This window comes from Geodermatophilus sp. URMC 65 (genome assembly GCF_053502545.1).
Map to the genome: position 1 here is coordinate 4,717,979 of NZ_CP199954.1, position 26,782 is coordinate 4,744,760.

The window sequence follows — 26,782 nt, forward strand, 5'->3', positions numbered from 1 at the left end:
CATGCACACGCTCGTCCGTCCCGTGGACGGGGGACCGGTCGGGCGACCGGCGTCGTGATCTCGCCCTACCCGTCGGGCTCCGCCCCATGCGTGAGCCGGCTCCCGGACACCGGTCGGGCCCGTTCCGCATGGCACCCGCGGGAGTGGGTAGCGCGCCTGCCATGGCCATCGCAGATGAGGTACAGCGGATCGGGGCTCCCGTCCGTCGCTGGGCCCGCCACCAGAAGCGCGAGTACACGCAGGGCGAGCCGCGCCCACTGGGCGGTGACCTCGGCGCCATGGGCGTCTACCTCGGTCTGGTGTCGGCCGGCGCTGCCGCCGTCCGGGCCTCGGGCCGGGAGCTCCCCGAACGGATCCCGCCGGGCGATGCGGCACTGCTGGCGGTGGCCACCTTCCGGCTGGCCCGGCGGATCGCCAAGGACCCGGTGACGAGCCCGCTCCGGGCGCCGTTCACGACCTTCCAGGGTCCCTCCGGCCATGCGGAGGTCGCCGAGGAGGTCCGCGAGCACGGGGGCGTCAAGCACGCCATCGGGGAGCTGCTCACGTGTCCGTTCTGCCTGGCGCAGTGGGTGGCGACCGGGCTCGTCTTCGGCTACGTGACCGCACCGAAGGCCACCCGCCTGGCCGCGTTGACCATGACCCTGGTCGCCGGTTCGGACGTCCTGCAGTTCCTCTACGACTCGATCCAGAACGGTGCGCTCGCTCCGGAGGGCGAGGGGGAGCCCGGCGTGCAGTGACTCCTCCGTCCGGAGGAGGTGGCGTCGCTCGACCTGCCGGAGGGGTCGCGGCGGTCCTATCCTGCTGATCTTGACCGCCCGCCTTCCCCGCCCGCGGTCGCGGACCCGATCCCTGGACAGGAGCACGGCATGCGGTCGATCTGGCGCGGGGCGGTGTCGTTCGGCCTGGTGAGCATCGGCGTGAAGCTGTACACGGCCACCGAGGACCACGACATCCGGTTCAACCAGGTGCACGCCGTCGACGGCGGGCGCATCAAGTACCGGCGGGTGTGCTCGATCGACGGCGCGGAGGTCGAGTACTCCGAGATCGCCAAGGGCTACGAGCTGCCCGACGGCCAGCTGGTGGTGCTGACCGACGAGGACTTCGAGGAGCTGCCGCTGGTCAGCCGGCGGGAGATCGAGGTGCTGCAGTTCGTCGACCAGGACGAGATCGACCCGATCCAGTACGAGAAGACGTACTACCTGGAGCCCGACCCCTCGGCGACCCGCCCGTACGTGCTGCTGCGCGACGCCCTGGAGAACGCCGGCCGGGTCGCCATCACCAAGATCGCCATCCGCTCGCGGGAGTCGCTCGCGGCGCTGCGCGTCAAGGACGGCGTGATGGTGCTGCACACCATGCGCTGGCCCGACGAGATCCGCCGTCCCGATTTCGCGTTCCTCGACGAGGACGTCGCCGTCCGGCCGCAGGAGCTGCAGATGGCCGAGGCGCTGATCGGGTCGATGACCGGGGAGTTCGACCCGACCGAGTTCACCGACGACTACCGCGAGGCGATGGCCGAGCTGCTGGAGGCCAAGCAGAGCGGCGGCGAGGTGCAGCCGCTGCCCGAGACCGCCGACTCCGGCGCCGCCGTCGTCGACCTGATGAGCGCGTTGCGCCGCAGCGTCGAGGCCGCGCGGGGCGGCGCTCCTGCCGAGGAGCCTCCCGCGCGCAGGGTGCCGGCCAAGAAGGCCACCGCCGCCAGGAAGGCCGCGCCCGTGGCGGACGACGAGGCCCCGGCCCGTCGGACCGCGGCCGGGAAGACCACGGCAGGCAAGGCGACCGCGGCCAAGAAGGCGACCACGGCGAGGAAGGCGACCGCCGCGAAGAAGGCGACCGCGGCCGAGCGGGCCACCGCCGCGAAGGCGCCGGCCAAGCGGGCCCGCCGCACCGCCTGAGGTGCCGGCTCGGGGGAGTGCCCGGCGGACGCCGCCGGCGGGGGACCCGTTCGCGGTGTCCGAGGGCGCGGCCGGCCTGGTGCTGCGGCTCGAGCGGGACGGCGTCCCGTGGTGCTGGGTGCTCCCGGAGGGGCCGCCGGCCGGGCGCGGGCCCGCGCTGCCCGCCGTCCCCACGACGGACGGCGGGGCCCCCGGGACCCGGCCGTGGGACTCCGGCCGCTACGCGGTCGAGGAGTGGCGCGAGGACCGCGTCGTCGTCGCCCTCGCCGGACGGCGGCTGCGCGGTCGGCACGTGCTCTTCCGCGAGCGCGACGGCTCCTGGTGGGTCCGCGCGCTCGACTCCCCGGCCGAGGGCGCGCCGCTGGCGCCGATGCTCGCGACCCCGGGTGAGCTGCCGCCACCCGGGCAGGACGACGCGTGGGGCTACGAGTTCAAGTGGGACGGCGTCCGGGCGATCTCGGTGGTCGAGGCCGGGACACTGGCCCTCTGGGCCCGCAGCGGCACCGACATCACCGTCCGTTATCCCGAACTGAACCGACTACCCGAGGCGCTGCGCGGGCACGACGCGATCGTCGACGGCGAGGTGGTCGCCCTCGACGCGCGCGGTCGGCCGGACTTCGGCGCGCTGCAGGGGCGGATGCACCGCACCGGCCCGGAGGCGCGCCGGATGGCCGCCGCCGCGCCGGTCACCTACCTGGTCTTCGACCTGCTGGAGGTGGACGGCGAGAGCCTGCTCGGGGTGCCGTACGCGCAGCGCCGGGAGCGGCTGGAGACCCTCGGCGTCGCCGGGGAGCAGTGGCTGCCCACGCCGTGGTTCCGCGGCGGTGGAGCCGCGGTGCTGGCCGCCAGCCGGGACAACGGCCTCGAGGGGATCGTCGCCAAGCGGCTGGACGCGCCGTACCGCCCGGGGCTGCGCGGGCCGGACTGGCGCAAGGTGAAGAACGTCCGGACGCAGGCGGTCGTCGTCGGCGGCTGGCGGCCGGGGCAGGGCCGGCGGGCCGGGGGAGTGGGCTCGCTGCTGGTGGGCGTGCACGACGACGCCGGCCGGCTGGTCTACGCCGGGCACGTCGGCACCGGCTTCACGGCGGCGGCCCTGAAGGAGCTCGAGCCGCTGTTCACCCCGGCCGACGCGCCGCCGTTCGCCGACGCGCTGCCCCGGGAGGTCACCCGCGACGCGCACTGGGTGGTGCCGGAGCTGGTCGGGGAGGTCGCCTTCGCCGCGTGGACCGCCGACGGCCGGATGCGCCACCCGTCGTGGCGCGGGCTGCGCGACGACCTGGTGCCCGAGGACGTGGTCGAGGAGTGGTGACCGCCTGGCGGGTACAGGTGTGCCCGTGAGCAGGCAGCTGGTGCGCGTGGACGGGCGTCAGCTGCACGTCTCGAACCTGGAGAAGGTGCTCTTCCCGGAGGTGTCCTTCACCAAGGCGCAGGTCATCGACTACTACGTGCGCATCGCGCCGGTGCTGCTGCCGCACCTGTCCGGCCGGCCGGTGACCTTCACCCGCTGGCCCGACGGCGTGGAGGGGCAGGCGTTCTTCGAGAAGAACAGCGCCCGGCACGCCCCGGACTGGGTGCGGAAGGTGACCGTCCCGAGCCCCGGCAGCTCCCGCGGCCGGGAGACCCTGGAGATGGTCGTCCTGGAGACCGTCGCCGACCTCGCGTGGGCGGCCAACCTGGCGGCCCTGGAGCTGCACGTGCCGCAGTGGCAGGTGGGCAGCCGGCTGCAGCCGACGCTGCCGGACCTGCTCGTGCTCGACCTCGACCCCGGCCCGGACGCCGGGATCCTGGAGTGCTGCGAGGTCGCCGACCGGCTGCGCCAGCGGCTGGTCGACGACGGCCTGGACCCGGTGGTGAAGACGTCGGGCTCCAAGGGGGTCCAGGTGTACGCGCCGATCCGGGTGACCGACCGCGAGCACCCCAGCCGGTACGCCCGCGCGCTGGCCCAGGAGCTCTCCGCTGAGACCCCCGACCGGGTCGTGTGGCGCATGGAGAAGGTGCTGCGGCCGGGCAAGGTGCTCATCGACTGGAGCCAGAACAACCCGGCCAAGACGACGGTCGCCCCGTACTCGCTGCGCGCCCGCCCCGACGCCCCGGTGTCCACGCCGATCGGCTGGGACGAGGTCGAGGCGGTGCTCGACGGCGCCGACCCCGGCTCGCTGCGCTTCCGCACCGAGGACGTGCTGGCCCGCGTCGAGGACTACGGCGACCTCTTCGACATCGCCGGGGCCCAGCGCGCCGTCCTGCCCCCGGCCTGAGGGAGGACCCCGTCCTCGCCGTCCCCCGCAGGCTCGGGGCGGTGTCCTGGAGGGACCATCGCCGAGCCTGGCATCCTCGACAGCCGTGTCCGCTGAACTGCCCTCGCCCGGCCCCCACGACGAGCGACTGGCCGACGTCGGCCGCCTCGTCGTCCGCTGCCCCGACCGGCCGGGGATCGTCGCCGTCCTGAGCGGGCTGATGGCCGACGTCGGGGCGAACATCATCGACTCGCAGCAGCACTCGTCGGACCCGGTGGGCGGCACCTTCACGCTGCGCCTGGAGTTCTTCCTCGCCGACCTGGCCGGCCGGCGCCAACAGCTCGAGGCGGCCCTGGCGCTGCTCGCGCAGACGTGGCAGTTCACCTGGCGGCTGACCGAGGCGGCGCACCGCCCACGCCTGGCGGTCTTCGTCTCCCGGACCGACCACGTGCTGCAGGAGCTGCTCTACCGGGTGCGCGCCGGCGACCTGCGCGCCGAGATCGCCGCCGTCGTCTCCAACCACCCCGACCTCGAGCCGGTCGCCCGGGCCGCCGGCGTCCCGTTCCACCACGTGCCGGTGACGCCGGAGACGAAGGTGGAGGCCGAGGCGCGGGCGCTGGAGGTCATCGGGGACGTCGACCTGGTGGTGCTCGCGCGCTACATGCAGATCGTCTCGGCGGACTTCTGCAGCCGGTTCCCGGAGCGGCTGATCAACATCCACCACAGCTTCCTGCCGGCCTTCGTCGGGGCGAACCCGTACCGGGCGGCGCACGACCGCGGCGTGAAGCTGATCGGGGCCACCGCGCACTACGTGACACCCGAGCTCGACGCCGGGCCGATCATCGAGCAGGAGGTCGCCCGGGTGGACCACCGCGCGACCGTGGAGGACATGCGCCGGATCGGCCGCTACGTCGAGCGCCAGGTGCTGGCCCAGGCGGTCACCTGGCACGTCGAGGACCGGGTCATCGTGGACGGCGAGAAGACCATCGTCTTCGCCTGAGAGAGGACCTCGTCCTCCTCACCACTCGCAGGCTCGCGGCGAGCCTCTGGACGAGGCCGGGCGGGTCCTTAAGTTGACTCAGTCAAGAAAACAGGGTTGGGTGGGACCCGATGGAGACGACCTGGCAAGAGCAGCTCCGCGCGGTGGGGCTGCGCGTCACGCGGCCCCGGCTGTCGGTGCTGGAGGTCCTCGCCGAGCGTCCGCACGCGGACGTCGACACGATCGTCACCGCCGCCCGCCAGGCGCACCCGACGTTGTCGCCGCAGGCGGTCTACGGGGTGCTGCAGGCGCTCGTCACCGGCGGCCTGGCCCGCCGGATCGAGCCGGCCGGCGCGCCCGCGCTCTTCGAGCTGCGCGTCGGTGACAACCACCACCACCTGGTCTGCCGCTCGTGCGGTGCGGTCGCCGACGTCGACTGCGCCGTCGGGGCGGCTCCGTGCCTGACGCCCTCGGACACGGCGGGTTTCGTCGTGGACGAGGCGGAGGTCGTCTTCTGGGGTCTCTGCCGGGACTGCCGGGTAGGGAGCCCCTCGGAGACAGCGAAGGTCCCCGAGCACCACGATCGAGGAGGAGTACAGGAATGACCGACGTCGCATCGCAGGGCCCTGCGCCGAGCGAGGCCGACCGTCCGGTCCTGACCAACCGTCAGGGTCACCCGGTCTACGACAACCAGAACCAGCGGACGGTGGGCGCTCGTGGCCCGGCGACGCTGGAGAACTACCAGTTCCTCGAGAAGATCAGCCACTTTGACCGGGAGCGCATCCCGGAGCGCGTGGTGCACGCCCGCGGCGTGACGGCCTTCGGCTACTTCGAGGCCGACGGCACGATCGGCGACGAGCCGATCAGCACGTACACCCGCGCCAAGCTGTTCCAGGAGAAGGGCAAGCGCACCGACGTCGCGCTGCGGTTCTCGACCGTCGCCGGTGGCCGCGACTCCTCGGAGTCCGCGCGCGACCCGCGCGGGTTCGCCGTGAAGTTCTACACCGAGGACGGCAACTGGGACCTCGTCGGCAACAACCTGGGCGTCTTCTTCATCCGTGACGCGATCAAGTTCCCCGACTTCATCCACTCGCAGAAGCCGGACCCGGTAACCTTCGAGGCCAGCGTCGCCGAGCGCGCCTTCGACTTCTTCAGCCAGACCCCCGAGGCCATGCACATGGTCTCGCTGGTGTTCAGCCCCCGCGGCACGCCGGCCTCCTACCGGTTCATGCAGGGCTTCGGCGTCAACACCTACAAGTGGGTCAACGCCCAGGGCGAGACCGTCCTGGTCAAGTACCACTGGCTGCCCAAGCAGGGCGTGAAGTCCTGGACCGCCGCCGACGCCGCGGCCGTGCAGGCCCAGACCCTGGGCGCGCACACCAAGGACCTGCACGACGCGATCGCCGCCGGCGACTTCCCGTCGTGGGACCTGCACGTGCAGATCATGAGCGACGACGAGCACCCGGAGCTGGACTTCGACCCGCTCGACGACACCAAGGTCTGGCCGGAGGAGGTCTTCCCGCTCCGCAAGGTCGGCACGATGACCCTCAACCGGATGCCGGACGACAACTTCACGCAGAACGAGCAGATCGCGTTCGGCACCGGCGTCCTCGTGGACGGGCTGGACTTCTCCGACGACAAGATGCTGGTCGGCCGGACGTTCTCCTACTCCGACACCCAGCGCTACCGGGTGGGCCCGAACTACCTGCAGCTGCCGGTCAACCAGCCCAAGGCGCGGGTGGCCACCAACCAGCGCGATGGCCAGATGGCCTACGGCGTGGACCGCGCCGAGGGCGCCAACCCGCACGTGAACTACGAGCCGTCGATCCTGGGCGGCCTGCGGGAGGCCCAGTACCCCACCCACGACGAGCAGGGGCCGCTCATCACCGGCCGGCTCACCCGCAAGCGGATCCCGCGGACCAACGACTACGCGCAGGCCGGCGAGCGCTACCTGCTGTCGGAGCAGTGGGAGAAGGACGACCTGGTGAAGAACCTGGTCGACGCCCTCTCGCAGTGCCGCCGCGAGATCCAGGAGCGGATGGTCTGGCACTTCTTCATGTGCGAGGACGAGCTGGGCCAGCGCGTCGGTGACGGCCTGGGCATCACCGCGGACGACGTCCGTGGCCTGCCCCCGCTGCAGACGCAGACCCTCTCCGAGGAGGAGCAGCAGCGCGCCGCCAACCTCGGCAAGAACGGTCCGCGTGACGTCACCGGTCACCAGATGACGCACTGCGTGCCCAACGAGCACGTCGTCGTCGCCTGACAGCCAGGGGAGCATCGCAGGGAGCGCCAGCGACCGAGGAGCGGATCGTGGCGCAGCAGGCGACCGGCGACATCGTCGCCGGCTGACACCAGCGCACCAGCACTCAGCGGCGGGCCGCGACCGGGACTCCCCGGTCGCGGCCCGCTGTGCCATCTGTCGGCCTACCGGCCGACACCGTCTCCACGTGCCGTCCCGGCTCGCGTGGAGCCGCTGCCTGTGTCCCGGTCGGGAGGTCCTCCGGACCCCCGCGACCGGCCCACACCGCCTGACGCCGTCCCCGTCCCCCAGATCTGCACAGTGGCGGTCATCAGCACGCTGAAGACGACCACTGTGCAGATCTCGCGCGGGTGGGGCGCCCGGCTCAGTCGCCCCGGCGGCGCTCCTGCTCGGCGAGGAACCGCTCGAGCTCCGCGCCGATCTCCTCGCCACTGGGCACCTCGCCGATCCCGCTGAGCAGGTCGCTGTCCTCGCGGGCGGCGGTGAAGCGGTCGAACTGCTGCTCCAGCGCGGCGACGACGGCGGTGTTCTCCGGCGAGCTGGAGATCTGCTCGTCGACCTCGGTGCGGTGCGCCTCGGCGGCCTCCCGCAGCGCCTCGGTGGGCAGGTGCAGCCCGGTCAGCCGGGACAGGTGCTCGAGCAGCGTCAGTGACGCCGCGGGGAAGGTCGTCTGCGCCAGGTAGTGCGGCACGTGCGCGGCCACCCCGTAGGCGTCGACGCCGGCCTCGCCCATCCGCAGCTCCAGCAGCGCGGCGACGCTGCCGGGGATCCGCACCTCGCCCCAGTACACCGGGTACTCGGCGATGAGCGAGCGCCGCGTCGCGTGGGCCGTGACGGTGACCGGCCGGGTGTGCGGCACCGGCATCGGGATCGCCTGCAGGGACACGACCGAGGTGACGCCGAGCCGCTCCACCAGGACGCCGACCGCGGCCACGAACCGCTCCCAGGCGAAGTCGGGCTCCGCGCCGTGCAGCAGCAGGAACGGCTCGCCGGCGTCGTCCTCCAGGGCGTAGAGCAGCAGCTCCGGCGCGGCGAAGGACTCGTAGCGGTCGCCGTGGAAGGTGACCCGCGGCCGGTGGGCCCGGTAGTCGACGAGGCTGTCGACGTCGAACCGGGCGATCACCTCGTGCGGCAGCGCGCCGAGCAGGTGCGCACCGGCCAGCGCGCCGGCCGAGGCCGCGTCGAACTCGCCGGCCAGGTCGTGCACCAGCACCAGCCCGCGGCGCACGCCGGCCTCGGTGACCGCGGCCTCGCGGGCCAGGAACGGCTCGGCCTCGGGGAGCAGCTCGACGAGTTGCTCCGGTCGCTGCGCCACGGTGGTGCCTCCTCGCGGTACGGGTCTGCGACCTACAGCTCTCCCCGTGCCGGCCGCATTCCCGGGGGTCCCCCGGGGGGGGGTCAGGCAGGCGGCCGGGCCGGGGGCTCCTCGTCGGCAGGGGGATCCGCCGCGCCCCGCTCCGGGGTCGCGACGCGTTCCCGGACGACCGTGGCGCCCGTCTCGTCGCCGGTGACCTGCACCCGGGTGCCGTCGTCGGCGACCTCCGGCGTCCGGCCGTCGAGCTCGTCGCGGACGTAGCGGTAGATGACGGCGATGAGCGCGGCCACGGGCACGCCCAGGAACGTGCCGAGGATGCCGTACAGGCTGCCGCCGAGGGTGACCGCCAGGATGACCACGGCCGCGTGCAGGTTGAGCCCGCGGCCCTGCAGGATCGGCTGGAGCACGTTGCCCTCGAGCTGCTGCACCACCAGCACGATGACCAGCACGATCAGCGCCGTCTGCCAGCCGTTGCTGACCAGCGCGACGATCACCGCGAAGAAACCCGCGACGAAGGCGCCGATGATCGGGATGAACGCGCCGAGGAAGGTGATCACCGCCAGGGGGAGCACCAGCGGGACGCCGAGGATCCACAGGCCCAGGCCGATGAAGAGGGCGTCGATGAAGCCGACCAGGGCCTGCTGCCGGATGAACTCCGACAGGGTGGACCAGGTCTTGTACGACAGCGCCGCGACGTGCGGAGCCACCTTGGGGCCGGTCTGGGCGGCCAGCCAGGGCAGCCAGCGCGGGCCGTCCTTGATGAAGAAGAAGGTCAGCACCAGCGCGAGGACCAGGTTGAGCAGGAAGCCGCCGACCGCCGTGGCGCCGGTGAGCGCGTAGCCGGCGATGTTCTGGGCGTTGTTCTGGATCGTGTCGATGACCTGGTCGACCGCTTGGCCGATCTGGTCCTCGCCGAGGTTGAGAGGTGGTCCGGTCACCCACGTCTGCAGGTCCTGCAGCCCGGCGGTGGTGGCGTCGGCGAGCTCGCCGGCCTGGTCGGCCACCTGCGGGACGATCCACGAGAACAGGCCCACGATCAGCGCCAGGAAGGCCAGCAGCACCACCAGTGCGGCCAAGGCCGGCGGGAAGCGCAGCTGGCGCAGCACCCGGGTGGGCGGCCACAGCACGGTCGCGAACAGCAGGCCGAGGATGACCGGCAGCAGGACCGGCCACAGCCTCCCGAGCACCCAGCCGACCACGACCAGCGCGGCCGCGATGATCAACAGCTGCGCCGAGGCGATGGCGAGTGCCCGGACGCCCTTCTGCAGCCGGGGCCCGCGCTCACTGCTGGGAGCGGGGCTGGCCGTCACCCCTGCTGTGGGCACCGCGGCGAAGCTGGGCGTCCGCCCGGTGACCGGGGGTGCGTCGCCGGACGGTCGATCGGACGACGCACCCGAGCGGCCGGGCATGCGGAGCCTCATGCGGTCGATCACAGCACACGCGGGTACCCCGGGAGGGCCCAGGACGATCATGACGTGGCCGTCGTAACGTCCGGGCCATGCCGAGAACCGCGACCGCCGACCGCGTCGACCGTGCCGCCCTCGAGGAGTTCCTCCGCCCCCGCCACAAGGCGGTGCTGGTCACCCGGCGCAGCGGCGGGGGCGTGCAGCTGTCCCCGGTGACCTGCGGCCTCGACCAGGAGGGGCGGGTCGTGGTCTCGACCTACCCGCAGCGGGCCAAGACGGCCAACGCCCGGCGCGATCCCGCCGTCTCGCTGTGCGTGCTCTCCGACGACTTCGACGGCCCCTGGGTGCAGGTCGACGGCCGGGCCGAGGTGCTCGACCTGCCCGAGGCGCTGGAGCCGCTGGTCGACTACTACCGCGCGATCAGCGGCGAGCACCCGGACTGGGACGAGTACCGGGCGGCGATGACCCGGCAGGGCAAGTCGCTGCTGCGCGTGACCATCGAGCGCTGGGGACCGATCGCCACGGGTGGCTTCCCGCCGGAGGTCGTCGACAAGCTCTGAGGCTTGCTGCCCCCTAGGAAAGCCGACAGACTTGCGGGGTGCCGTACGTGCTGACCGTGGGCCAGCAGGCCGGTCGCCGGGGCCCGGACCGGGTCGCCGGCGCCCTGCGGCGGCTGGCGGACGGCGTCCCGACGGTGCTGCCCTTCGAGCGGACCGCGGGCGACGAGTTCCAGGGGGTGCTGGCCGACCCCGCGGTCGTCGTCGACGTCGTCCTCCGGCTGGTGCGTGAGGGCGGCTGGGGCATCGGCGTCGGGGCCGGCCCGGTGCAGACGCCGCTGCCCGACAGCACCCGCGCCGGCGCCGGGCCCGCGTACCTGTGCGCCCGCCGGGCGGTTGACGCGGCCGAGCAGCGCAGCGTCCGGCTGGCCGTGCGCGGCGCCGTCCCTCCCGACGCCGGTGACGCGCAGGCCGTGCTGAGCGCGCTGGCGGTCGTCGTCCAGCGGCGCAGTGCCCAGGCCTGGGAGGCCATCGAGCTGGTCGGCACCGGACGCACCCAGGCCGACGCCGCCGCGTCCCTGGGCGTCTCCCGCCAGGCGGTGGGCCAGCGCCTGGCCGCGGGCCTGTGGGAGCTCGAGCGCGAGCTGCGGCCCACCGCCGCGCGGCTGCTGACCCGGGCGGCCGGGTGAGCAGCCGCCGTCCTGGTCCTGCTCGGGGTCACCGCCGTGGCCGGGCTGGCGCCGGCCGCCGTGGCCGGCACGCGGGTGGCCCGCCGGGCTCGCCGTCGTCCTCGCGGTGCAGGGGCCGGGCTGCTGTGCCGAGCTCGAGGGCCGGCCGCCGCGCGCGGTGATCACCGGGCGGCGAGAATGGTCCGGCACCTCTGCCGTCCGATCCCCGGGAGCCCCCGTGTCCGAGTCGACCGCGCCAGGCGGGATCCGCAACGCCGACCTGCTCGGCGTCTACACCAACGACCACCTGGCCTCGGCCACCGGCGGCATCGAGCTGGTCAGCCGCATGCTCGGCCGCTGGCGCGGCAGCCCCTACGAGTCGCGGCTCGAGGAGCTGCTCGACGAGCTGCGCGAGGAGCGGTCGTCGCTGGAGGGCCAGATGCGCGCCCTCGGCCTGCCGGTCCGGCAGTACAAGCAGGCCGCCGTCTGGTTCGGCGAGAAGGTCTCCCGGGTCAAGTTCAACGGGCACCTGCTGACCCGCTCGCCGCTGTCGGACCTGGTGGAGTTCGAGTTCATCGCCACCGCGGTGCTGGCCAAGCGGGCCGGCTTCGAGACCCTGCGCGCCGCCGCGGAGGCCGAACCGCGCATCGACGAGGCCTTGTTCGAGCGGCTCATCGCGCAGGCCGACAAGCAGCACCACTGGCTGGCCGACGTCCGCCGCGAGGTGGCCGCCGGCGTCTTCGGCGGGCACCCCGGCGCGGCCGACGCCGCGGCCGACACCTGAGCGGGCGACCACCGGGCAGCCCGCCCTCCCCCCGGGTAGAACCGGGACATGTGCCACGACACCGACAGCCGGCCGCCCGCCCCGCCGAGGAGCGGTGACGTCGCCGAGCGCGGCACGCTGACCCTCACCTCGACCGACGGCACCGAGGTCGCCGCCGCGTACGCCGCGCCGGGCGGGGAGGCGTGGGCCGGCGTGGTCCTGCTGCCCGACATCCGCGGGCTGCACCCGTACTACGTGGCGCTGGCCGAGCGGTTCGCGCAAGCCGGGCTGCCGGCACTGGCCGTCGACTGGTTCGGGCGGACGGCGGAGCTGCCCGAGACCGGCACCCGCGGGCAGGACTTCGACTGGCAGACGCACATCCCGCAGGTCACGGCGGCCGGCGTGGACGCCGACGTCACCGCGGCGATCGCCTACCTGCGCGAGCGCACCCGTCCGGACCTCCCGGTGCTCACCGTCGGCTTCTGCTTCGGCGGCAGCCACTCCTGGCGGCTGGCCGGGACCGCCGACGTGGACCTGGCCGGCTGCGTCGGCTGCTACGGCAAGCCGGAGCTGACCGGCGACGCGCCCGCCGTCCGCCCGACGCTGATGGTCATCGCCGGTGCCGACGCCGCCACCCCGGTCGAGGACCAGCTCGCGCTGGCCGAGCGGCTGCGGGCCGGTGGCGCGGAGGTGGAGACCGCCGTCTACGACGGGGCGCCGCACTCCTTCTTCGACCGCGCGTACGGCGACTGGGCGGAGGCCTGTGACGACGTCTGGCGCCGGGTGCTGGCGCTCGCCGACCGCGTGCCGGCCGGCTGAGAGCGGGCTCGGGGCGGGCCGCTCGGAGAGCGGCGGGGTACGGGAGCCGGCCGGTGCCGACGGGAGCTGGACGCCGCGGCGCCCTCGATGGCGGGCCGACCTCCTACCCTCGGCAGCGCGACCGAGCGCGCGAGGTCGGGCGGGAGTCCAGTAGTGCCATGCACCGGGCGGACGAGCGCCGGCGAGGAGGACCGATGAGTGAGCAGCAGAGCGGCGGGATCGACCCCGGGGTCATCGAGCTGGCGGGGCGGGTCTTCGACCTCGCACGCGGCGGGGCCACCGAGGAGCTGGCCGCGTACGTCGACGCCGGTGTGCCGGTGAACCTGACCAACGACAAGGGCGACACGCTGCTCATCCTGGCCGCCTACCACGGCCACCCGGAGACGGTCGCCGCGCTGCTCGAGCGCGGCGCCGACGCCGGCCGGGCGAACGACCGGGGCCAGACGGCGCTGGCCGCGGCGGTCTTCAAGCAGTCCGAGGAGGCCGTGCGCACCCTGCTCGCGGCCGGTGCCGATCCGGACGCCGGCGGCCCGACCGCCCGGGAGACGGCGGCGTTCTTCGACCTGCCGGCGATGACCGCGCTGCTCGACGGTGCGCGTCCCTGAGCCGGCCGGCCGCCCGTGCCAGGGTGAGGGCCCGGGCAGCGCGGCGATCCGCGGAGGAGGGCACATGGTCCGGATCCACCCGGGGCCGTCGGGCGTCGGTACCTCCGGCGCGCCCACCGGCGCGGCGGGCTGAGGCGGCCGACGGTGACCGCGCAGCGGGGTGTCCCGGGAGCCGAGGTCCCGCAGGCCAACGGGGCCACCGGCGTGCCGCCGGCGGCGGCCGCGGAGGCCCAGAAGGCCGCCGTGCAGGCCCGGGCCGCGGCAGACATCGCCGCGGTGCCCGGGACCGAGGCCGCCCTCCTGCCCGAGGACGCGCTCGGGGCGCCGACCGGCGGCATGCCGCGCTGGATGGTGCTGCTGGTCGGCGCGGCCACCGCGACCATCGCGATCGCCGGTGTGCGATCGATCGCGTGGCTGGTCGGGCCTGTGCTGCTGGCCCTCGTCGTCGTCGTCGCCCTCGCGCCGGTGCAGCGCTTCCTGCAGCGGCACGGCTGGCCGCGGTGGGCCAGCGCCACGGTGTTGCTCCTGCTGGTCTGGGCCATCCTGCTGGGCTTCGTCGCGCTCCTGGTGGTCTCGATCGCCCAGTTCGCCGCACTGCTGCCGAACTACGCCGGCTCGGCCGAGGCGCTCATCGCCTCGGTGGTCAGCGACCTCAACGACCGGGGCATCGTCTCCGGTCAGCTCTCCGACCTCGTCGCGCAGTTCGACTACAGCCAGCTGGTCGGCGTGGCCACCGGCGTGCTCTCCCGCGCCACCGATGCCGCCTCGACCCTGGTCCTGCTGCTGGCGGCGCTGGTGTTCCTCTCCATCGAGGCGGGCGGGTTCGGTCGGCGGCTCGCCCTGGTCGCCGCTGACCGGCCCCACCTGCCGATCGCCCTGGGCCTGTTCGCCCGCGGCACGCGCAGCTACCTGTGGGTCAGCACGGTGTTCGGCGGGATCGTGGCGGTCGGCGACGGGATCGCCCTGGCGATCATCGGGATCCCGCTGCCGGTGGTGTGGGGGCTGCTGTCCTTCGTCACCAACTACGTGCCCAACATCGGGTTCGTCCTGGGCCTGGTGCCACCGGCGATCCTGGCGCTGCTCGACGGCGGCTGGACCGAGTTCTGGGTGGTCGTCGCGGTCTACGCGCTGCTCAACTTCGTCGTCCAGACGCTCATCCAGCCGCGGTTCGTCGGCGACTCGGTGGGGCTGTCGATGACGGTCACCTTCGTGGCGCTGCTGTTCTGGGGATGGGTGCTCGGCGCGCTGGGCGCGCTGCTGGCCATCCCGCTCACCCTGCTGCTCAAGGCGCTGCTGGTGGACGTCGACCCCCGTGGGCACTGGCTCGACGCGCTGCTGCGCGAGGAACCGCGAGCGCCCCGGACCAGCCGTGCCCGCCAGCGAGCCAACGCCCGCCGCGCAGCGATCGCCTCCGTCCGCGCGCTGCACGTCCCACGGCCGCACCGGCGCTCGTCGGAGGAGTGAAGCCGCAGGTCAGCCCGGAATGTCGGACCCCTGGAGGACGTTGTCACCATGTCGGGCACCGCGCCCGGCACGACGTCTGGAGGACGCGATGAAGGGCGACCGTGTCGAGATCGTGATCGACGCCGGCGGGGGCACCCGCACCTACGAGATCGAGGCCACCCGCGCCGGGCGGCGGGTGGACGTGACCCATGGCCGAGGGCTGGTGGAGGTCACCGAGAGCACCCGGGGTGGCACCCCGATCCGCACCGCCCGGTTCATGGCCGGCCGGGTCCTGGCGCTGGTCGAGCACCCGGCCCCCCGGCCCACGCTGGACGACGACGCCGACGTGAGGCCGCTGCGCCAGACCGCCTGAAGAAGGACCCCCTTGCCCCCCACCGCTCGCACGCTCGCGGCGGGCCCCTGCAAGGGGGCCGCCCCGTGCAGGAGCTCGTCGTGATGGCCGGCCTGCAGGGCAGCGGGAAGTCGACGTGGGTGCGCGAGCACCTGGCCGCCACCCACGCCGTCGTCAGCAAGGACCACTGGCCCAACGCCCGCCGCCGGGAGGCCCGGCAGCGGCGGGTGGTGGCCGAGCTGTTGGCCGAGGGACGCAGCGTGGTCGTCGACAACACCAACCCCGCGCCCGAGGACCGTGCGCCGCTGGTCGCGGCGGCCCGGGCGGCCGGCGTGGGGGTCCGCGCGGTCTGGCTGGACACCCCGGTGCCGGTCTGCGCTGCGCGCAACGACGCGCGGGAGGGGCGGGCCCGGGTGCCGCCGGCAGGTCTGTACGGGACGGCGGCGCGGTTCGTCCCGCCCACCACGGAGGAGGGCTTCGACCGGGTGGACGTCGTCCGGACCGCTGGGGCGGCAGGCGCGTCGGGACACGCCGGGGCGGGTCCGGGGAGGCCGGTGCGGTAGACACGTCCGGCGTCCGCCCGTCCCGCGTCCTCCGGAGGTCCCCCGTGCTGGCCAGCATCGGTTACGCCGTCGCCTACACCGGGGTCGGCATCGTGCTGCTGACCCTCGGCTTCCTCGTGCTCGACCTGCTCACCCCGGGTCGCCTCGGCCGTCACATCCATGAGGAGCGGTCGGTCAACGCCGGCATCGTGCTCGCCGCCGGGTTCCTCGCCCAGGGACTGGTCATCTTCAGCGCCATCTGGACCAACGCGACGAGCGGGTTCGGCGAGGCGCTGCTCTACACCGTCGTTTTCGGCCTGCTCGGCGTGGTGCTGCAGGGGATCGCCTTCCTGGTGCTCGACCTGCTGACCCCGGGCAAGCTCGGCCAGCACGTGACCGAGGTCGCCTTCCACCCCGCGAGCCTGGTGCTCGCCGCCGTCCAGCTCGCCGTGGCCGGCATCGTCGTCGCCAGCATCTGGCCCTGACCAGGCCGGTCGCGGCCGGCCGCGCCGGCCGCGGCACACGCGGGGCTACCCGCCGGTAGCCCGGCGATCCGGATCCGTACCGTGTGCTCCAGCGCACCGGACGGCGCAGGATCGGAGAGGACAACACATGAGCGAGTCGAACAGCACCGGCGCCCGCGTGGCGATCGTCACCGGGGCCGCACGTGGCATCGGTGCGGCCGTCGCCAAGCGGCTGGCGCAGGACGGGTTCACCGTGGGCGTGGTCGACCTGGACGAGGCAGCGGGCAAGGAGACGGTGGCGGCCATCGAGGCGGCCGGCGGTCGTGCGCTGGCGGTCGGCGCCGACGTCAGCGACGCCGAGCAGGTGGAGGCCGCGGTCAGCCGCGTCGCCGCCGAGCTGGGCGCCCCGACGGTGCTGGTCAACAACGCCGGCGTCATCCGCGACAACATGCTGTTCAAGATGACCGAGGCCGACTGGGACACGGTCATGAACGTGCACCTCCGCGGTGCCTTCCTGATGACCCGCGCGGTGCAGAAGCACATGATCGACGCCAAGTGGGGCCGGATCGTCAACCTGTCCAGCACCTCGGCGCTGGGCAACCGCGGCCAGGCCAACTACTCAGCGGCCAAGGCCGGTCTGCAGGGCTTCACCAAGACCCTGGCGATCGAGCTCGGCAAGTTCGGCGTCACCGCCAACGCCATCGCCCCAGGCTTCATCCAGACCGAGATGACCAGGGCGACCGCGGACCGGATGGGCGTCGCGTTCGAGGACTTCATCGCCTACGCCGCCAAGGAGATCCCGGTGCAGCGCGTCGGCCAGCCCGAGGACATCGCGCACCTGGCGTCCTTCTTCATCAGCGAGGGCGCGGGCTTCGTCTCCGGCCAGGTCGTCTACGCCGCCGGCGGCCCGAAGGCCTGAGAGAGGACCCGTCCCTCCCACCCTCGCTCAGGGCGGTGCCGGGACGGGATCGTCGCTGCAGGGCCCGGCCGGGCACCCCGGCCGGGCCCCGCAGCGTCCGGGGCGCGGGCATGGCGGTGCGTGCGCCGGTGTTGCACGAAGCGTGAACCGCACGCCCCTCCGACTCGCCCTCCTCGGTGACTCCCTCGCGTACGGCTCCGGCGCCGCCGGGCCCGGTGACGCCCTCGGCCCGCGCCTGGCCGCCGCCCTGACCGACGCCGGCTACGACATCGACCTGTCGGTGCTCGCCGTTCCCGGGGCGGTGTCGCGCGACCTGGCCGCGCAGGTCCGCCGGGCCGCACCGCTGGACGTCGATCTCGCCGTGGTGGTGGTCGGCGCCAACGACCTGGCGCGGCTGGTGCCCCCGGCACAGGCCGCCGCGGCCCTGGCGAGCGCGCTTGCCGGGCTCCGCGCCGCCGGCACCGACGTGGTCGTCGTCCCGGCGCCGGACATGTCGACCGTGCCGTGGGTGCCCCCGGCACTGCGGCCGGTGGTGCAGACCGCCTCGAGGCTGCTCCAGCGCGAGCAGGCCGGCGTCGCCCGCGCGCACGGCGCGATGGTCGCCGCCGTCTCCGACGCGGTGGCCGCGGCCTTCGGCACCGACCCGGCGCTGTTCTCCGCCGACCGCTTCCACCCGTCGTCGGCCGGCTACGCGCACATCGCCGAGGCGCTGGTGCCACACGTCGTCGCCGCCGCCCACGCCCGCCGGGACGGCGCCGCCGCCTGAGGACGCCAGTGAGAGGGAGCCCCAGACGCGGTCACGCGGCCGTCCACACGCACCCATCCCCCTGGACGGTCACCGGAACACTCCCTAGCGGTGCCGACGCGTCATTCGGACGGATGTGTTCCGAAGAGGGAGACGTGTCGCCCGTGGCCGTGCCCGGGGTCGGCGTCGGTGGAGGACCCCGCCTGCGTCGAGACACGGCCCGATCCCGCAGCGGCGTATCAGGCGCGCTTCCCCGGAGCTCATCCGTGTCGAGGACGACGACGCGTCCCGGCTCGCGGATGGGTGGTCGGTCATGGTCAAGCGGCTCGTGGAGTTCCCGCTCGAGGACGGCGGCACCGTGCTGGTGCAGGCCGAGGACGGCACCGCGGCCGGCGGACACGACGGCGGTGAGGTCACCCGGGGGTGGGGGGACCGGGACGAGCGGGTGGTCCTGCAGGCACAGCAGAGCTTCGAGCAGGCCGTCGGCCGCGTCCAGCCGGCCGTGCAGGCGCTCGTGCGGCGACTGCGGTCGGTCGCGGAGAGCCCGGAGGAGATCAGGGTCGACTTCGGTCTCGAGCTCAGCGCGGAGGTGGGGGCCTTCGTGGCCGGCGCCAGCTCCACGGGCAACTTCACCGTGTCGATGACCTGGCGGCCCGCACGGGCTCCCCGGTCCGCTCCCGACCCGGCGGAGTCCGGCCCGGATGACCTGAGGGACGGGACAGCCGGATGACCGAGCGCACCTACCTGGACTTCGACGTGCTGGTCGAGCCCGCGTCGGCGACCAGCTACCACGCCCGGGTGCTGCACTCACCGGTGGGCGAGACCCGCCCGGTGCCGGTCACGATCCCCTTCTCCGACCTCGAGCTGGAGAACTTCCTGCTGCGCATCGGCCGGCCGCGCCGGTACCTGGTCCGCAGCGAGGACGAACCGGAGGCCATCGCGGTCCGCGACTTCGGCGCCCGGCTGTTCGACGCCGTGTTCCACGACCAGGTGCACAGCGCCCTGGCGGCGAGCCTCGACCACGCGGAGGGCCGGGACGCCGGGCTCCGCGTGCGGCTGCGGCTGACCGACTCGCCCCAGCTGGCCGACCTGCCGTGGGAGTACCTCTACGACACCGACGCCCGCCGGTTCCTGGCGCTGTCGGAGTGGACCCCGTTGGTCCGCTACCTGGACCTGCCCGGGCGCATCCGCCCACTGTCGGTGCACCCCCCGCTGCGCATCCTGGTGGTGGTCGCCAGTCCCACCGATCTGCCGCCCCTGGACGTGGACGCCGAGTGGACCCGGCTGCAGGAGGCGCTCCGGGACCTGCAGCACGACGGACGGGTCCGCCTGGAGCGGTCGCCGAACGGGACCATGACCGAGCTGCAACGCCAGCTGCGGCGGGGCGAGCACCACGTCTTCCACTACATCGGTCACGGGCGGTACAGCTCGGAGTTCGGCGACGGGCAGCTGGCCATGGAGGGGAGGACCGGCCGGGCGCAGCCCATCAGCGGCTCGGACCTCGGCGCCCTCCTGCACGACCACCGCACTCTGCGCCTGGCCCTGCTGAACTCCTGCGAGGGCGCCCGGGGCGGCCGCACCGACCCCTACTCGGGGACGGCGCAGAGCCTGATCTACCAAGGCATCCCCGCCGTGGTCGCCATGCAGTTCGAGATCACCGACCGGGCCGCCATCGTGTTCACCCGCGGCTTCTACGAGGCCGTCGCCGACGGCTACCCGCTCGACGCGGCCATGGCCGAGGCCCGCAAGGCCATCCGCCTCCAGCCGAACCAGGTCGAGTGGGGCACCCCGGTGCTGTACCTGCGCGCCCCCGACGGGCGCATCTTCGACGTCGCACCCTCGTCGCAGACGGCCGCGGGGGCCCCACCCACCGGCACCGACGACCTGGTGCCGCCCCGGGTCGCCCCGGACACCGCTCGGGTGCCGGTCCGGGACGGGCCCGCGGCTGCGGAGCAGGGGCCGGGCTGCCCGGGACCGCCCAGCCCGTCGCCGTGGAGCAGGCGCAGCAGCGCGGCTCACCCAGCACCGGCGCATCCGCTGCGGAGGGTGGTGCGACGGCGGCTGGCGAGCAGCGCGACCGCGACGCCGCGACGACACCCGCCGGACGGCGGCGTCGGTCCGGCACCGGCGAGGGCGTGCCGGCCGGCGGGCCCGCGCCGACCACGACCCCGCAGCCGGGACGCCCCCGCAAGGCCACGGCTCCGCGCGCCCGGTCCAAGGGGAGCCCTCCCGGACGGGAGGCGGTCGGCACGGACCCGACGGCGTCCCCGACGTCGACGCGGAGCCTGTCGGCCGCGGGGACGCCCGCCGACTCCCCGGCCGGAGCCGGCGCGGCCGCCTCGGGACCCTCAGCCCCGCCGACCCCACCGGAGACGACCCCAGCTGAGGCGACCCCACCTCCAGCGGGTCCCCCTCCCTCCTCGCCGCCCCCACCGCCGGTGCTGGCCCTCCAGCCGTGGTGGAGGAACCGGCGGGTCGCCGCCGCTGCCGTCGTCCTGCTGCTCGTGCTGGTCGGCGGGTCGGTCACCCTGGCCCTGACGCCGGCGCGGACGGGCGGCCAGGACACCGGGTCCGAGCCGGTCGCGTCCGACACCGCGACTCCGGAGCCCACCGCGTCCACCACCCCGGGCCCACCGCCCCCGGCTGCGAGCGTGCCGTTCCCCTCGGTCGGCCAGGCGATTCCGGTGGGCGAGACCCCGGGCTACGCGGTGGCCACGCCGGACGGGCGGCAGCTCTACGTCGCCAACCGCGAGGCCCGCACGCTCACGGTGGTCGACGTCGAACTGGAGCAGACGATCGGGCAGATCCCCGTGCCGGTGGGCCCGGTGCGGTTCGTGGCGTTCGCCCCGGACGGCCAGACGGCCTACCTCAGCCTGTACGACAAGGGCAGCGAGGCCGGCGCCTTCGGCGTCCTCGACATCAGGACGCGGGAGGTCGTCACGACCGTCCCCCTGGACGGTGAGCCGTGGTCGCCCGCGGTCACCCGCGACGGATCGCGGGTCTACCTGCCCCTCGTGGGTCCGGACACCGTCACGGTCATCGACACCGGGACCTACGAGGTCCGGACCGAGATCCCGGTCCGGCCGCTGCCGCACTCCATCGAGTTCACTCCCGACGGCGCACGCGGCTACCTCGCCGACCACACCTCCAACGTCGTCTCGGTCATCGACACCACGACGGACACCGTGCTACGGGAGGTGCCGGTCGACGCGGGCCCGCACAGCGTGGCGGTGAACCCGGTGCGACCGCTGGTGGCCAACGTCAACTACGACGCCGACACCGTCACGGTGATCGACACGAACACCGACCAGGTGATCACCAGCATCCCGGTCGGGGCGGGACCGCAGGACGTCACCTGGGCCCCCGACGGCCACTTCGCCTACGTCACCTGCGTCGACGCGGACACGCTCTCGGTGATCGCGGCCGACGACTGGAGCGTCACGGCGACGTTCCCGCTCGGCGACGCCCCGACCTCGGTGGCGGTGCTGCCCGACGGGTCGCGCGGCTACGTGACCAACCTCAACGACGGCACCGTCCGGGTGCGCGACCTCGACGGCTGACGACGGGGCCGCGAGCACGGCGCCGTGACCACCCGTCCCGCCGGCGGGGTGGGTCACGACGCCGTCGGCGTCACGGGGCCTCACAGCGCTTCTCAGGCGGGTTGGCGCGGTCGGGTGTCGTCCGAAGGTGCCGGCTCGCCAGGTACACGTCGTGCGGGCTGGACCCCACCGGACGGCCGGCCCACGCCCCCGGTCGGGCCCCGCCGTGACCGCCGACGGGGCCGCCGGGTGCAGTACCTCCGTAGGAGCTCCACCCCTGCTTCCCACCTGTGAGCAGGGGTGGAGCTCCCACGGAGGATGTTCGACAGCGTGTCTCGGGACGCAGTCGGGGCCTGCTCCGCGACGGGCGGGCGGGCCTGACCGGGTGTCGCCGGCCGACTCGCCCTGGCGGTCCCCCGACGCGTCAACCGATGCGATCACCGCTGTCAGGAGGTGTGGTGCACCTCCTGCAGGCGGTAGACCGGGGTCGGGATGTCCTCGGACCGGGCCTTGAGCTGCAGTGCCAGGTACAGCGAGTAGTGCCGCGACTGGTGCAGGTTGCCGCCGTGGAACCACAGGCCTGGCTGCTGGGTGGGCTTCCACATGTTGCGCTGCTCGCCCTCCCACGGACCCGGGTCCTTGGTGGTGTCCGAGCCCAGGCCCCACACCTTGCCCACCTTGTCGGCGACCTCCTGGGAGATGAGGTCGGCCGCCCAGCCGTTCATCGACCCGTAGCCGGTGGCGTAGACGACGAGGTCGGCGGGCAGCTCGGTGCCGTCCTCGAGGACGACGGCGTCCTCGGTGAGGTGGTCGACCTGCCCGTGCGCCAGCTTCACCTCGCCGTCGGCCACGAGCTCGGCGGCGCCCACGTCGATGTAGTAGCCCGAGCCGCGGCGCAGGTACTTCATGAACAGGCCGGAGCCGTCGTCGCCCCAGTCCAGCCAGAAGCCGGCGTCCGCCATGCGCTGGTAGAAGTCGGCGTCGCGCTCCTTCATCTGCTCGTACAGCGGGATCTGGAACTCGTGCATGATCCGGTACGGGATCGAGGCGAAGGTCAGGTCGGCTTTCTCCGTGGTCACCCCCGCGGCCAGCGCCCGCTCGGAGTAGAGGTCGCCGAGGCCGATATCCATGAGGCTGTCGCTCTTCACGATGTGCGTCGAGGTGCGCTGCACCATCGTCACGTCGGCGCCGATCTCCCACAGGGCGCCGCAGATGTCGAACGCCGAGTTGTTGCTGCCGACCACGACGACCTTCTTGCCCTTGTACTCGTCGGGCCCGGGGTGGGCCGAGGAGTGGTGCTGCTCGCCGCGGAAGACGTCCTGGCCGGGCAGCCGGGGGACGTTCGGCTTGCCGGACATGCCGGTGGCCAGCACCAGCTGCTTCGGGCGCAGGGTGAGCGGCTGACCGTCGCGCTCGGCCTCGACGGTCCACTCACCGGCCTGCTCGTCGTAGCTGGCGGACCGTGCCACCGTGCCGCCCCAGTAGGGCACCTCCATGACCGTGACGTAGGACTCGAGCCAGTCGCCGATCTTGTCCTTGGGCGAGAACACCGGCCAGTTGTCCGGGAACTTCAGGTAGGGCAGGTGGTCGTACCAGACCGGGTCGTGCAGGCACAGCGACTTGTACCGGCTGCGCCACTGGTCGCCGGGGCGGGCGTGCTTGTCGATGACGAGGGCGGGGACGCCGAGCTGCCGCAGCCGGGCGCCCAGGGCGATGCCGCCCTGCCCGCCGCCGACGACGAGGACGTAGGGCTGCGTGGTGTACCCGAGCTCGGCCTCCTCCTGCTCCCGGCGCTCCCGCCAGGTCGTGCGCTCGCGGTTCGCGCCGTGCTCGGCACCCATCGGCCGGCGCTCGCGCAACGGCTCCTCGTGCCCCTTGAGCTCGTACAGCGTGGTCAGCAGGGTGAACGCCTTCGTGCCCTCCTCCTGCAGCCGGAGCAGCCCGCGTCCGCGGCCGACGGCGGTCTCGAACTCGATCCAGGCCGTGGTGGTGCCGTCGGCCTCGATCGGCTCCTCGGTGGTGCGGAACCCGCGCGGGTCGGTGCCCTCGAGCGTGGTGGCGAGCAGGTCGCGGACGCCGTCGGGCCCCTCCACCGTGGTGATGTTCCAGGTGAAGGCGATGAGGTCCCGCCAGAAGCTCGTCGCGGCGAACATGCCCGCCGCGCGGTCGACGTCCCGGGCGGTCAAGGCGTCCTCGAACGCGGCCAGCCAGGCGTCGGTGCGCTCGGTGGGGGAGCCGGTGGTCTCGGATCGTTCGGCGGTCTGGGTCACCGGTCCTCCTCGCTGGCGCTCGTCGGCCAGGTGCCCTGGGTCGCTCTGCTCATCGCTGCCCTCGCAAGCTCGGTCACTGCGCGCCTCCCGCGTCGTCGTGGGCCGGTGGTGACCCACGACACCCGCGTATCGGAACCGGTGCCAGCCGTTGCAGGGGGTTGCACGGCCTATGGTCGTGGCGCAGGTCACAGTGGAGGAGCTGCCGATGACCGCCGTCCAGAGCGCCCTGCCGCCCGGGGCCGACCCGCGGGTGCACACCCGGCTGCTCGCGCGCGTGCGCGCCGCGGCCCTGTCCGGAGGCACCCCGCCCGCCGCACCCCGTCCGGTGATCGGCGCGTCGTGGCGCCGGCTGCGCGGCAGCGGGCTGGACCCCTCCCGCGTCCCGGACGTCGCCCTGCTGGACGGCGCCGTGCTGGAGCGCCGCCGCGCGGAGAGCGGGCTGGCCCCGCTGCTGCCGCTGCTGCGCGAGCGCCTGCTGCCGGTCGCCCGCGACGCCGGGCAGGTACTGGTGGTCGTGGACGCCGGGTGCCGGGTGCTGTGGCGGGAGGGCGGCGCCGAGGTGCGCCGGCGGGCCGACCGGCTGGGCTTCGTCGAGGGCTCCTGCTGGGACGAGGACGTCGTCGGCACCAACGCCATCGGCACCAGCGTGGTGGTCCGCGCCCCGCTGCAGGTGCACGCCGCCGAGCACTACGCCGAGGGCCACCAGCCCTGGACCTGCGCCGCCACCCCGCTGCGCGACCCGGTCACCGGCCGGGTGCTCGGGGTGGTCGACCTCTCCGGCCCCGCCTCGACGGTGCACCCGAGCACGATCGCCCTCGTCGACGCCGTCGCCGCGCTGGCCGGGCAGGAGCTCCTGCAGGCCCACACCCGACACGTCGAGCGGCTGCGGACGCTGGCCGCGCCGATCCTCGCCCGCCTGACCGGCCCGGCGCTGGTGGTGGGCGTCGACGGCTGCACCGCCGCCGCGACCGGCCTGGCCGCGCCCGACCGGGTGGCGCTGCCAGAGGAGGTGCACGCCGGCCCGGTGTGGGTGCCGGCCCTGGGCCGGTGCAGCGTCGAGCCGCTGCCCGGCGGGTGGCTGCTGCGCCCGTCGAGCCCGGAGGACGACGACCGGCCGGCGGGGCTGGTGCTCGACCTCGCCGGTCCTCGCCCGCAGGTGCAGGTGACCGGGGCCAGCGGCAGCTGGACGGCCGGGCTGAGCCTGCGGCACGCCGAGATCCTGCTCGCCCTCGCCCGGCACCCGGCGGGGCGCTCGGCCGCCGCGCTGGCCGCGGACCTCTTCGGCGACCCGACCCGGACGGTCACCGTGCGCGCCGAGGTCTCCCGGCTGCGCCGCACGCTGGGCTCGGTGCTGCTGACCCAGCCCTACCGGGTCGACGAGGACGTCGCCGTCGAGGTCCGGCTGCCCACGCCGGCCGCCCGGCTCCTCCCGGCGTCCACCGCGCCGCTGGTGGAGCGGCTGCGGCGCGGCTGAGGAGGACCCCCTATCCCCACCCTGCAGGGGGCCGGCGCGTCGGGCTCCTCGGGCAGGTGGGTGCGGACCCACAGCGCGGCGGAGGTGCGGTCCCGGACGCCGATCCGCTGGGGAAGACGCCGGTCAGGTGCGCCTTGACGGTGCCCTCCCGCTCTCCGGTCGGGACGGGGGTCACTGCACCGGCGCGTCGGTCGGTGCCGCGCCTGGACGGGGGTCGTACGACTCGCACGGCCCGGCGGTGGGGCCGGACGGGGTGGGGGGCCCGACGCACCCCCCACCCCGGCGCTCACTCGGTCGGTGGCTCGTCCTTGCCGGACTCCTCGGCCGCGTCGGCCTCCTCCTTGGTGCGGTGCACCGCGCCGTCGGCGTGCTCCGGCGGGCCGTAGACGGTGTAGAGGACCAGCGGGTTCGGACCGGTGTTGACGAAGTTGTGCTTCGTGCCGGCGGGGACGACGACGAGGTCGCCCTGCGCCACCTGCTTCTTGTTGCCCGAGATCCGCGCCTCGCCGGTGCCGCTGACGAAGGTGAGTATCTGGTCGATGTCCTCGTGCACCTCCTCGCCGATCTCACCGCCCGGCGGGATGGTCATGATGACCAGCTGCGTGTTCTTGCCGGTCCACAGCACGCGGCGGAAGTCGTCGTACTTCTCCGCCTCGGTCGCGATGGTGTAGTGGATGACGGACGCCATCGAGGGCTCCTCTCGTCGGTCGGGCAGGGGTCGGTGCGGCCGCGGCCCGGTCGGGCCCGGCGGACGACGTCCTCCTGCCCCCGGTCCGCGCCGGTCATACCTGCATGGAGGACCCCGTCCTCCCACCCGTCGCACGCTCAGGGTGGGACCCGGGACGGGACGGGGTCCTTCTTCAGCCGCGGCGTTCGAACAGGCCGACCAGGACGGCCGCGGCGACGTCGGCGTCCTCGGTGAGCCGGGCGGCCTGGCCGCGCTCGACGCGGGCGAGCATGAGCTCGTGGATGCCGCCGACCGCGGCGAGCACCAGCTCCGCGCCGACCGGGCGGACCTCGTCGGGGAAGCGGGCGGCCAGGTCGTCGGCGGTCTCGCACAGCAGGGTCACGTAGCGGTCGAGGACGTCGCGGCGCAGCGCCAGCCCGCTGCGGCCGGCGGCCTGCACCTCCACCAGCACCGCCCAGGCGATCTCCGGGCCGGAGGCGAGGGCGGAGAGCAGCGCCGAGACGGTGCCGTGCATCCGATCGCGCCACGGCAGCCCCGCCGCAGCACCCTCCTGCTGGGTCCGGCGCAGCTCGTCGAGGACCTTGTCCGTGGCCCGGGAGACCAGCTCGAGGAGGCAGTCCTCCTTGTCGCGGAAGTGTGCGTACAGCCCGGTCTTCGACACCCGGGCCACCCGCGCGATGTCGGCTACGGTCGTGGCGCGGTAGCCCTTCTCGGCCATGCAGGTGGCCAGGGCACCGAGGATCCGGCCGCGGCGCTGGGCGTCGCCCACGGTGGGATCGTCGCCGAGCTCGACGAGACCCCCCACGCGCGGGACTGTATCGGCCCTGGCGGTGGGGGCCCCGCGCCGACGCCCGGTGTCCGGCGTGCGGCGTGTCCGGACGCCGCACACAGGCACGGTGACAGACCTC

The 26,782-nt window shown here is 74.2% G+C and carries 27 protein-coding genes; 22 read left to right on the forward strand and 5 right to left on the reverse strand.

Going from position 1 to position 26,782, the window contains the following annotated elements; translation table 11 throughout:
* Window positions 1-161 precede the first annotated feature (161 nt).
* The 7 genes from ACWIX7_RS22805 (at window position 162) to ACWIX7_RS22835 (ending at window position 7,368) form a co-directional block, all read left to right on the forward strand.
* On the forward strand, window positions 162-737 hold the full coding sequence (locus tag ACWIX7_RS22805) for a DUF1360 domain-containing protein (protein ID WP_448618679.1): 576 nt from the start codon (window positions 162-164) through the stop codon (window positions 735-737).
* A 129-nt stretch (window positions 738-866) separates the two neighbouring features.
* The gene (ku, locus tag ACWIX7_RS22810; protein ID WP_448618680.1) at window positions 867-1,892 is read left to right on the forward strand and encodes a non-homologous end joining protein Ku; all 1,026 of its coding nucleotides are present in this window, start codon (window positions 867-869) and stop codon (window positions 1,890-1,892) included.
* Between the two features lie 55 nt (window positions 1,893-1,947).
* A complete protein-coding gene (ligD, locus tag ACWIX7_RS22815) occupies window positions 1,948-3,201 on the forward strand; it encodes a non-homologous end-joining DNA ligase (RefSeq protein ID WP_448618681.1) in 1,254 nt (417 codons plus the stop codon).
* Window positions 3,202-3,226: 25 nt separating this feature from the next.
* Window positions 3,227-4,147, forward strand: a complete 921-nt coding sequence (gene ligD, locus ACWIX7_RS22820) for a non-homologous end-joining DNA ligase (protein ID WP_448618682.1) — start codon at window positions 3,227-3,229, stop codon at window positions 4,145-4,147.
* Between the two features lie 85 nt (window positions 4,148-4,232).
* The gene (purU, locus tag ACWIX7_RS22825) at window positions 4,233-5,126 is read left to right on the forward strand and encodes a formyltetrahydrofolate deformylase (RefSeq protein ID WP_448618683.1); all 894 of its coding nucleotides are present in this window, start codon (window positions 4,233-4,235) and stop codon (window positions 5,124-5,126) included.
* 110 nt (window positions 5,127-5,236) lie between these two features.
* Window positions 5,237-5,710: a Fur family transcriptional regulator gene (locus tag ACWIX7_RS22830; protein WP_448618684.1), complete on the forward strand. Its 474-nt coding sequence runs from the start codon at window positions 5,237-5,239 to the stop codon at window positions 5,708-5,710.
* Window positions 5,707-7,368: a catalase gene (locus ACWIX7_RS22835; RefSeq protein WP_448618685.1), complete on the forward strand. Its 1,662-nt coding sequence runs from the start codon at window positions 5,707-5,709 to the stop codon at window positions 7,366-7,368. Before ACWIX7_RS22830 ends, ACWIX7_RS22835 begins: the two co-directional genes overlap by 4 nt.
* A 361-nt stretch (window positions 7,369-7,729) precedes the next feature.
* Here the strand turns inward: ACWIX7_RS22835 and ACWIX7_RS22840 are convergent, their stop codons facing one another.
* A complete protein-coding gene (locus ACWIX7_RS22840; protein WP_448618686.1) occupies window positions 7,730-8,680 on the reverse strand; it encodes a proteasome assembly chaperone family protein in 951 nt (316 codons plus the stop codon).
* Between the two features lie 83 nt (window positions 8,681-8,763).
* On the reverse strand, window positions 8,764-10,101 hold the full coding sequence (locus ACWIX7_RS22845; protein ID WP_448618687.1) for an AI-2E family transporter: 1,338 nt from the start codon (window positions 10,099-10,101) through the stop codon (window positions 8,764-8,766).
* 77 nt (window positions 10,102-10,178) lie between these two features.
* Here ACWIX7_RS22845 and ACWIX7_RS22850 point away from each other — a divergent pair, with 77 nt between their 5' ends.
* The 14 genes from ACWIX7_RS22850 to ACWIX7_RS22915 all read left to right on the forward strand — a co-directional run bounded on the left by ACWIX7_RS22850 (window position 10,179) and on the right by ACWIX7_RS22915 (window position 21,463).
* Entirely contained in the window at window positions 10,179-10,646 is a 468-nt protein-coding gene (locus ACWIX7_RS22850) for a PPOX class F420-dependent oxidoreductase (RefSeq protein WP_448618688.1), read from the forward strand.
* 38 nt (window positions 10,647-10,684) lie between these two features.
* On the forward strand, window positions 10,685-11,272 hold the full coding sequence (locus ACWIX7_RS22855) for a hypothetical protein (RefSeq protein WP_448618689.1): 588 nt from the start codon (window positions 10,685-10,687) through the stop codon (window positions 11,270-11,272).
* A gap of 217 nt (window positions 11,273-11,489) precedes the next feature.
* Window positions 11,490-12,035, forward strand: coding sequence for a hypothetical protein (locus ACWIX7_RS22860; protein ID WP_448618690.1), 546 nt, complete (start codon window positions 11,490-11,492; stop codon window positions 12,033-12,035).
* 48 nt (window positions 12,036-12,083) lie between these two features.
* The gene (locus tag ACWIX7_RS22865) at window positions 12,084-12,833 is read left to right on the forward strand and encodes a dienelactone hydrolase family protein (RefSeq protein WP_448618691.1); all 750 of its coding nucleotides are present in this window, start codon (window positions 12,084-12,086) and stop codon (window positions 12,831-12,833) included.
* A gap of 194 nt (window positions 12,834-13,027) precedes the next feature.
* Window positions 13,028-13,438, forward strand: a complete 411-nt coding sequence (locus ACWIX7_RS22870) for an ankyrin repeat domain-containing protein (protein WP_448618692.1) — start codon at window positions 13,028-13,030, stop codon at window positions 13,436-13,438.
* A 144-nt stretch (window positions 13,439-13,582) separates the two neighbouring features.
* Window positions 13,583-14,902, forward strand: coding sequence for an AI-2E family transporter (locus ACWIX7_RS22875; RefSeq protein WP_448618693.1), 1,320 nt, complete (start codon window positions 13,583-13,585; stop codon window positions 14,900-14,902).
* Window positions 14,903-14,990: 88 nt separating this feature from the next.
* A complete protein-coding gene (locus tag ACWIX7_RS22880; protein ID WP_448618694.1) occupies window positions 14,991-15,254 on the forward strand; it encodes a hypothetical protein in 264 nt (87 codons plus the stop codon).
* A 65-nt stretch (window positions 15,255-15,319) separates the two neighbouring features.
* Window positions 15,320-15,796: an AAA family ATPase gene (locus tag ACWIX7_RS22885; RefSeq protein ID WP_448618695.1), complete on the forward strand. Its 477-nt coding sequence runs from the start codon at window positions 15,320-15,322 to the stop codon at window positions 15,794-15,796.
* Window positions 15,797-15,840: 44 nt separating this feature from the next.
* A complete protein-coding gene (locus ACWIX7_RS22890) occupies window positions 15,841-16,260 on the forward strand; it encodes a DUF350 domain-containing protein (RefSeq protein ID WP_448618696.1) in 420 nt (139 codons plus the stop codon).
* A 127-nt stretch (window positions 16,261-16,387) separates the two neighbouring features.
* Window positions 16,388-17,158: a 3-oxoacyl-ACP reductase FabG gene (gene fabG, locus ACWIX7_RS22895; protein WP_448618697.1), complete on the forward strand. Its 771-nt coding sequence runs from the start codon at window positions 16,388-16,390 to the stop codon at window positions 17,156-17,158.
* Between the two features lie 142 nt (window positions 17,159-17,300).
* Window positions 17,301-17,924 carry a GDSL-type esterase/lipase family protein gene (locus ACWIX7_RS22900; protein WP_448618698.1) on the forward strand — a complete coding sequence of 208 codons (624 nt, stop codon included), beginning with the start codon at window positions 17,301-17,303 and terminating at the stop codon, window positions 17,922-17,924.
* Between the two features lie 292 nt (window positions 17,925-18,216).
* On the forward strand, window positions 18,217-18,633 hold the full coding sequence (locus ACWIX7_RS22905) for a CU044_2847 family protein (RefSeq protein ID WP_448618699.1): 417 nt from the start codon (window positions 18,217-18,219) through the stop codon (window positions 18,631-18,633).
* Window positions 18,630-20,441, forward strand: a complete 1,812-nt coding sequence (locus tag ACWIX7_RS22910; RefSeq protein WP_448618700.1) for a CHAT domain-containing protein — start codon at window positions 18,630-18,632, stop codon at window positions 20,439-20,441. The genes ACWIX7_RS22905 and ACWIX7_RS22910 overlap by 4 nt, the downstream gene beginning before the upstream one ends.
* A gap of 113 nt (window positions 20,442-20,554) precedes the next feature.
* Window positions 20,555-21,463: a hypothetical protein gene (locus ACWIX7_RS22915; RefSeq protein ID WP_448618701.1), complete on the forward strand. Its 909-nt coding sequence runs from the start codon at window positions 20,555-20,557 to the stop codon at window positions 21,461-21,463.
* 425 nt (window positions 21,464-21,888) lie between these two features.
* Here the strand turns inward: ACWIX7_RS22915 and ACWIX7_RS22920 are convergent, their stop codons facing one another.
* Entirely contained in the window at window positions 21,889-23,712 is a 1,824-nt protein-coding gene (locus tag ACWIX7_RS22920) for a flavin-containing monooxygenase (protein WP_448618702.1), read from the reverse strand.
* 205 nt (window positions 23,713-23,917) lie between these two features.
* Here ACWIX7_RS22920 and ACWIX7_RS22925 point away from each other — a divergent pair, with 205 nt between their 5' ends.
* Window positions 23,918-25,186 carry a GAF domain-containing protein gene (locus ACWIX7_RS22925; protein WP_448618703.1) on the forward strand — a complete coding sequence of 423 codons (1,269 nt, stop codon included), beginning with the start codon at window positions 23,918-23,920 and terminating at the stop codon, window positions 25,184-25,186.
* A 286-nt stretch (window positions 25,187-25,472) separates the two neighbouring features.
* On the opposite strand, the gene ACWIX7_RS22930 is transcribed toward ACWIX7_RS22925, so the two are convergent.
* Window positions 25,473-25,874: a cupin domain-containing protein gene (locus tag ACWIX7_RS22930; RefSeq protein ID WP_448618704.1), complete on the reverse strand. Its 402-nt coding sequence runs from the start codon at window positions 25,872-25,874 to the stop codon at window positions 25,473-25,475.
* Between the two features lie 172 nt (window positions 25,875-26,046).
* Window positions 26,047-26,679 carry a TetR/AcrR family transcriptional regulator gene (locus ACWIX7_RS22935; protein WP_448618705.1) on the reverse strand — a complete coding sequence of 211 codons (633 nt, stop codon included), beginning with the start codon at window positions 26,677-26,679 and terminating at the stop codon, window positions 26,047-26,049.
* Window positions 26,680-26,782: the final 103 nt, after the last annotated feature.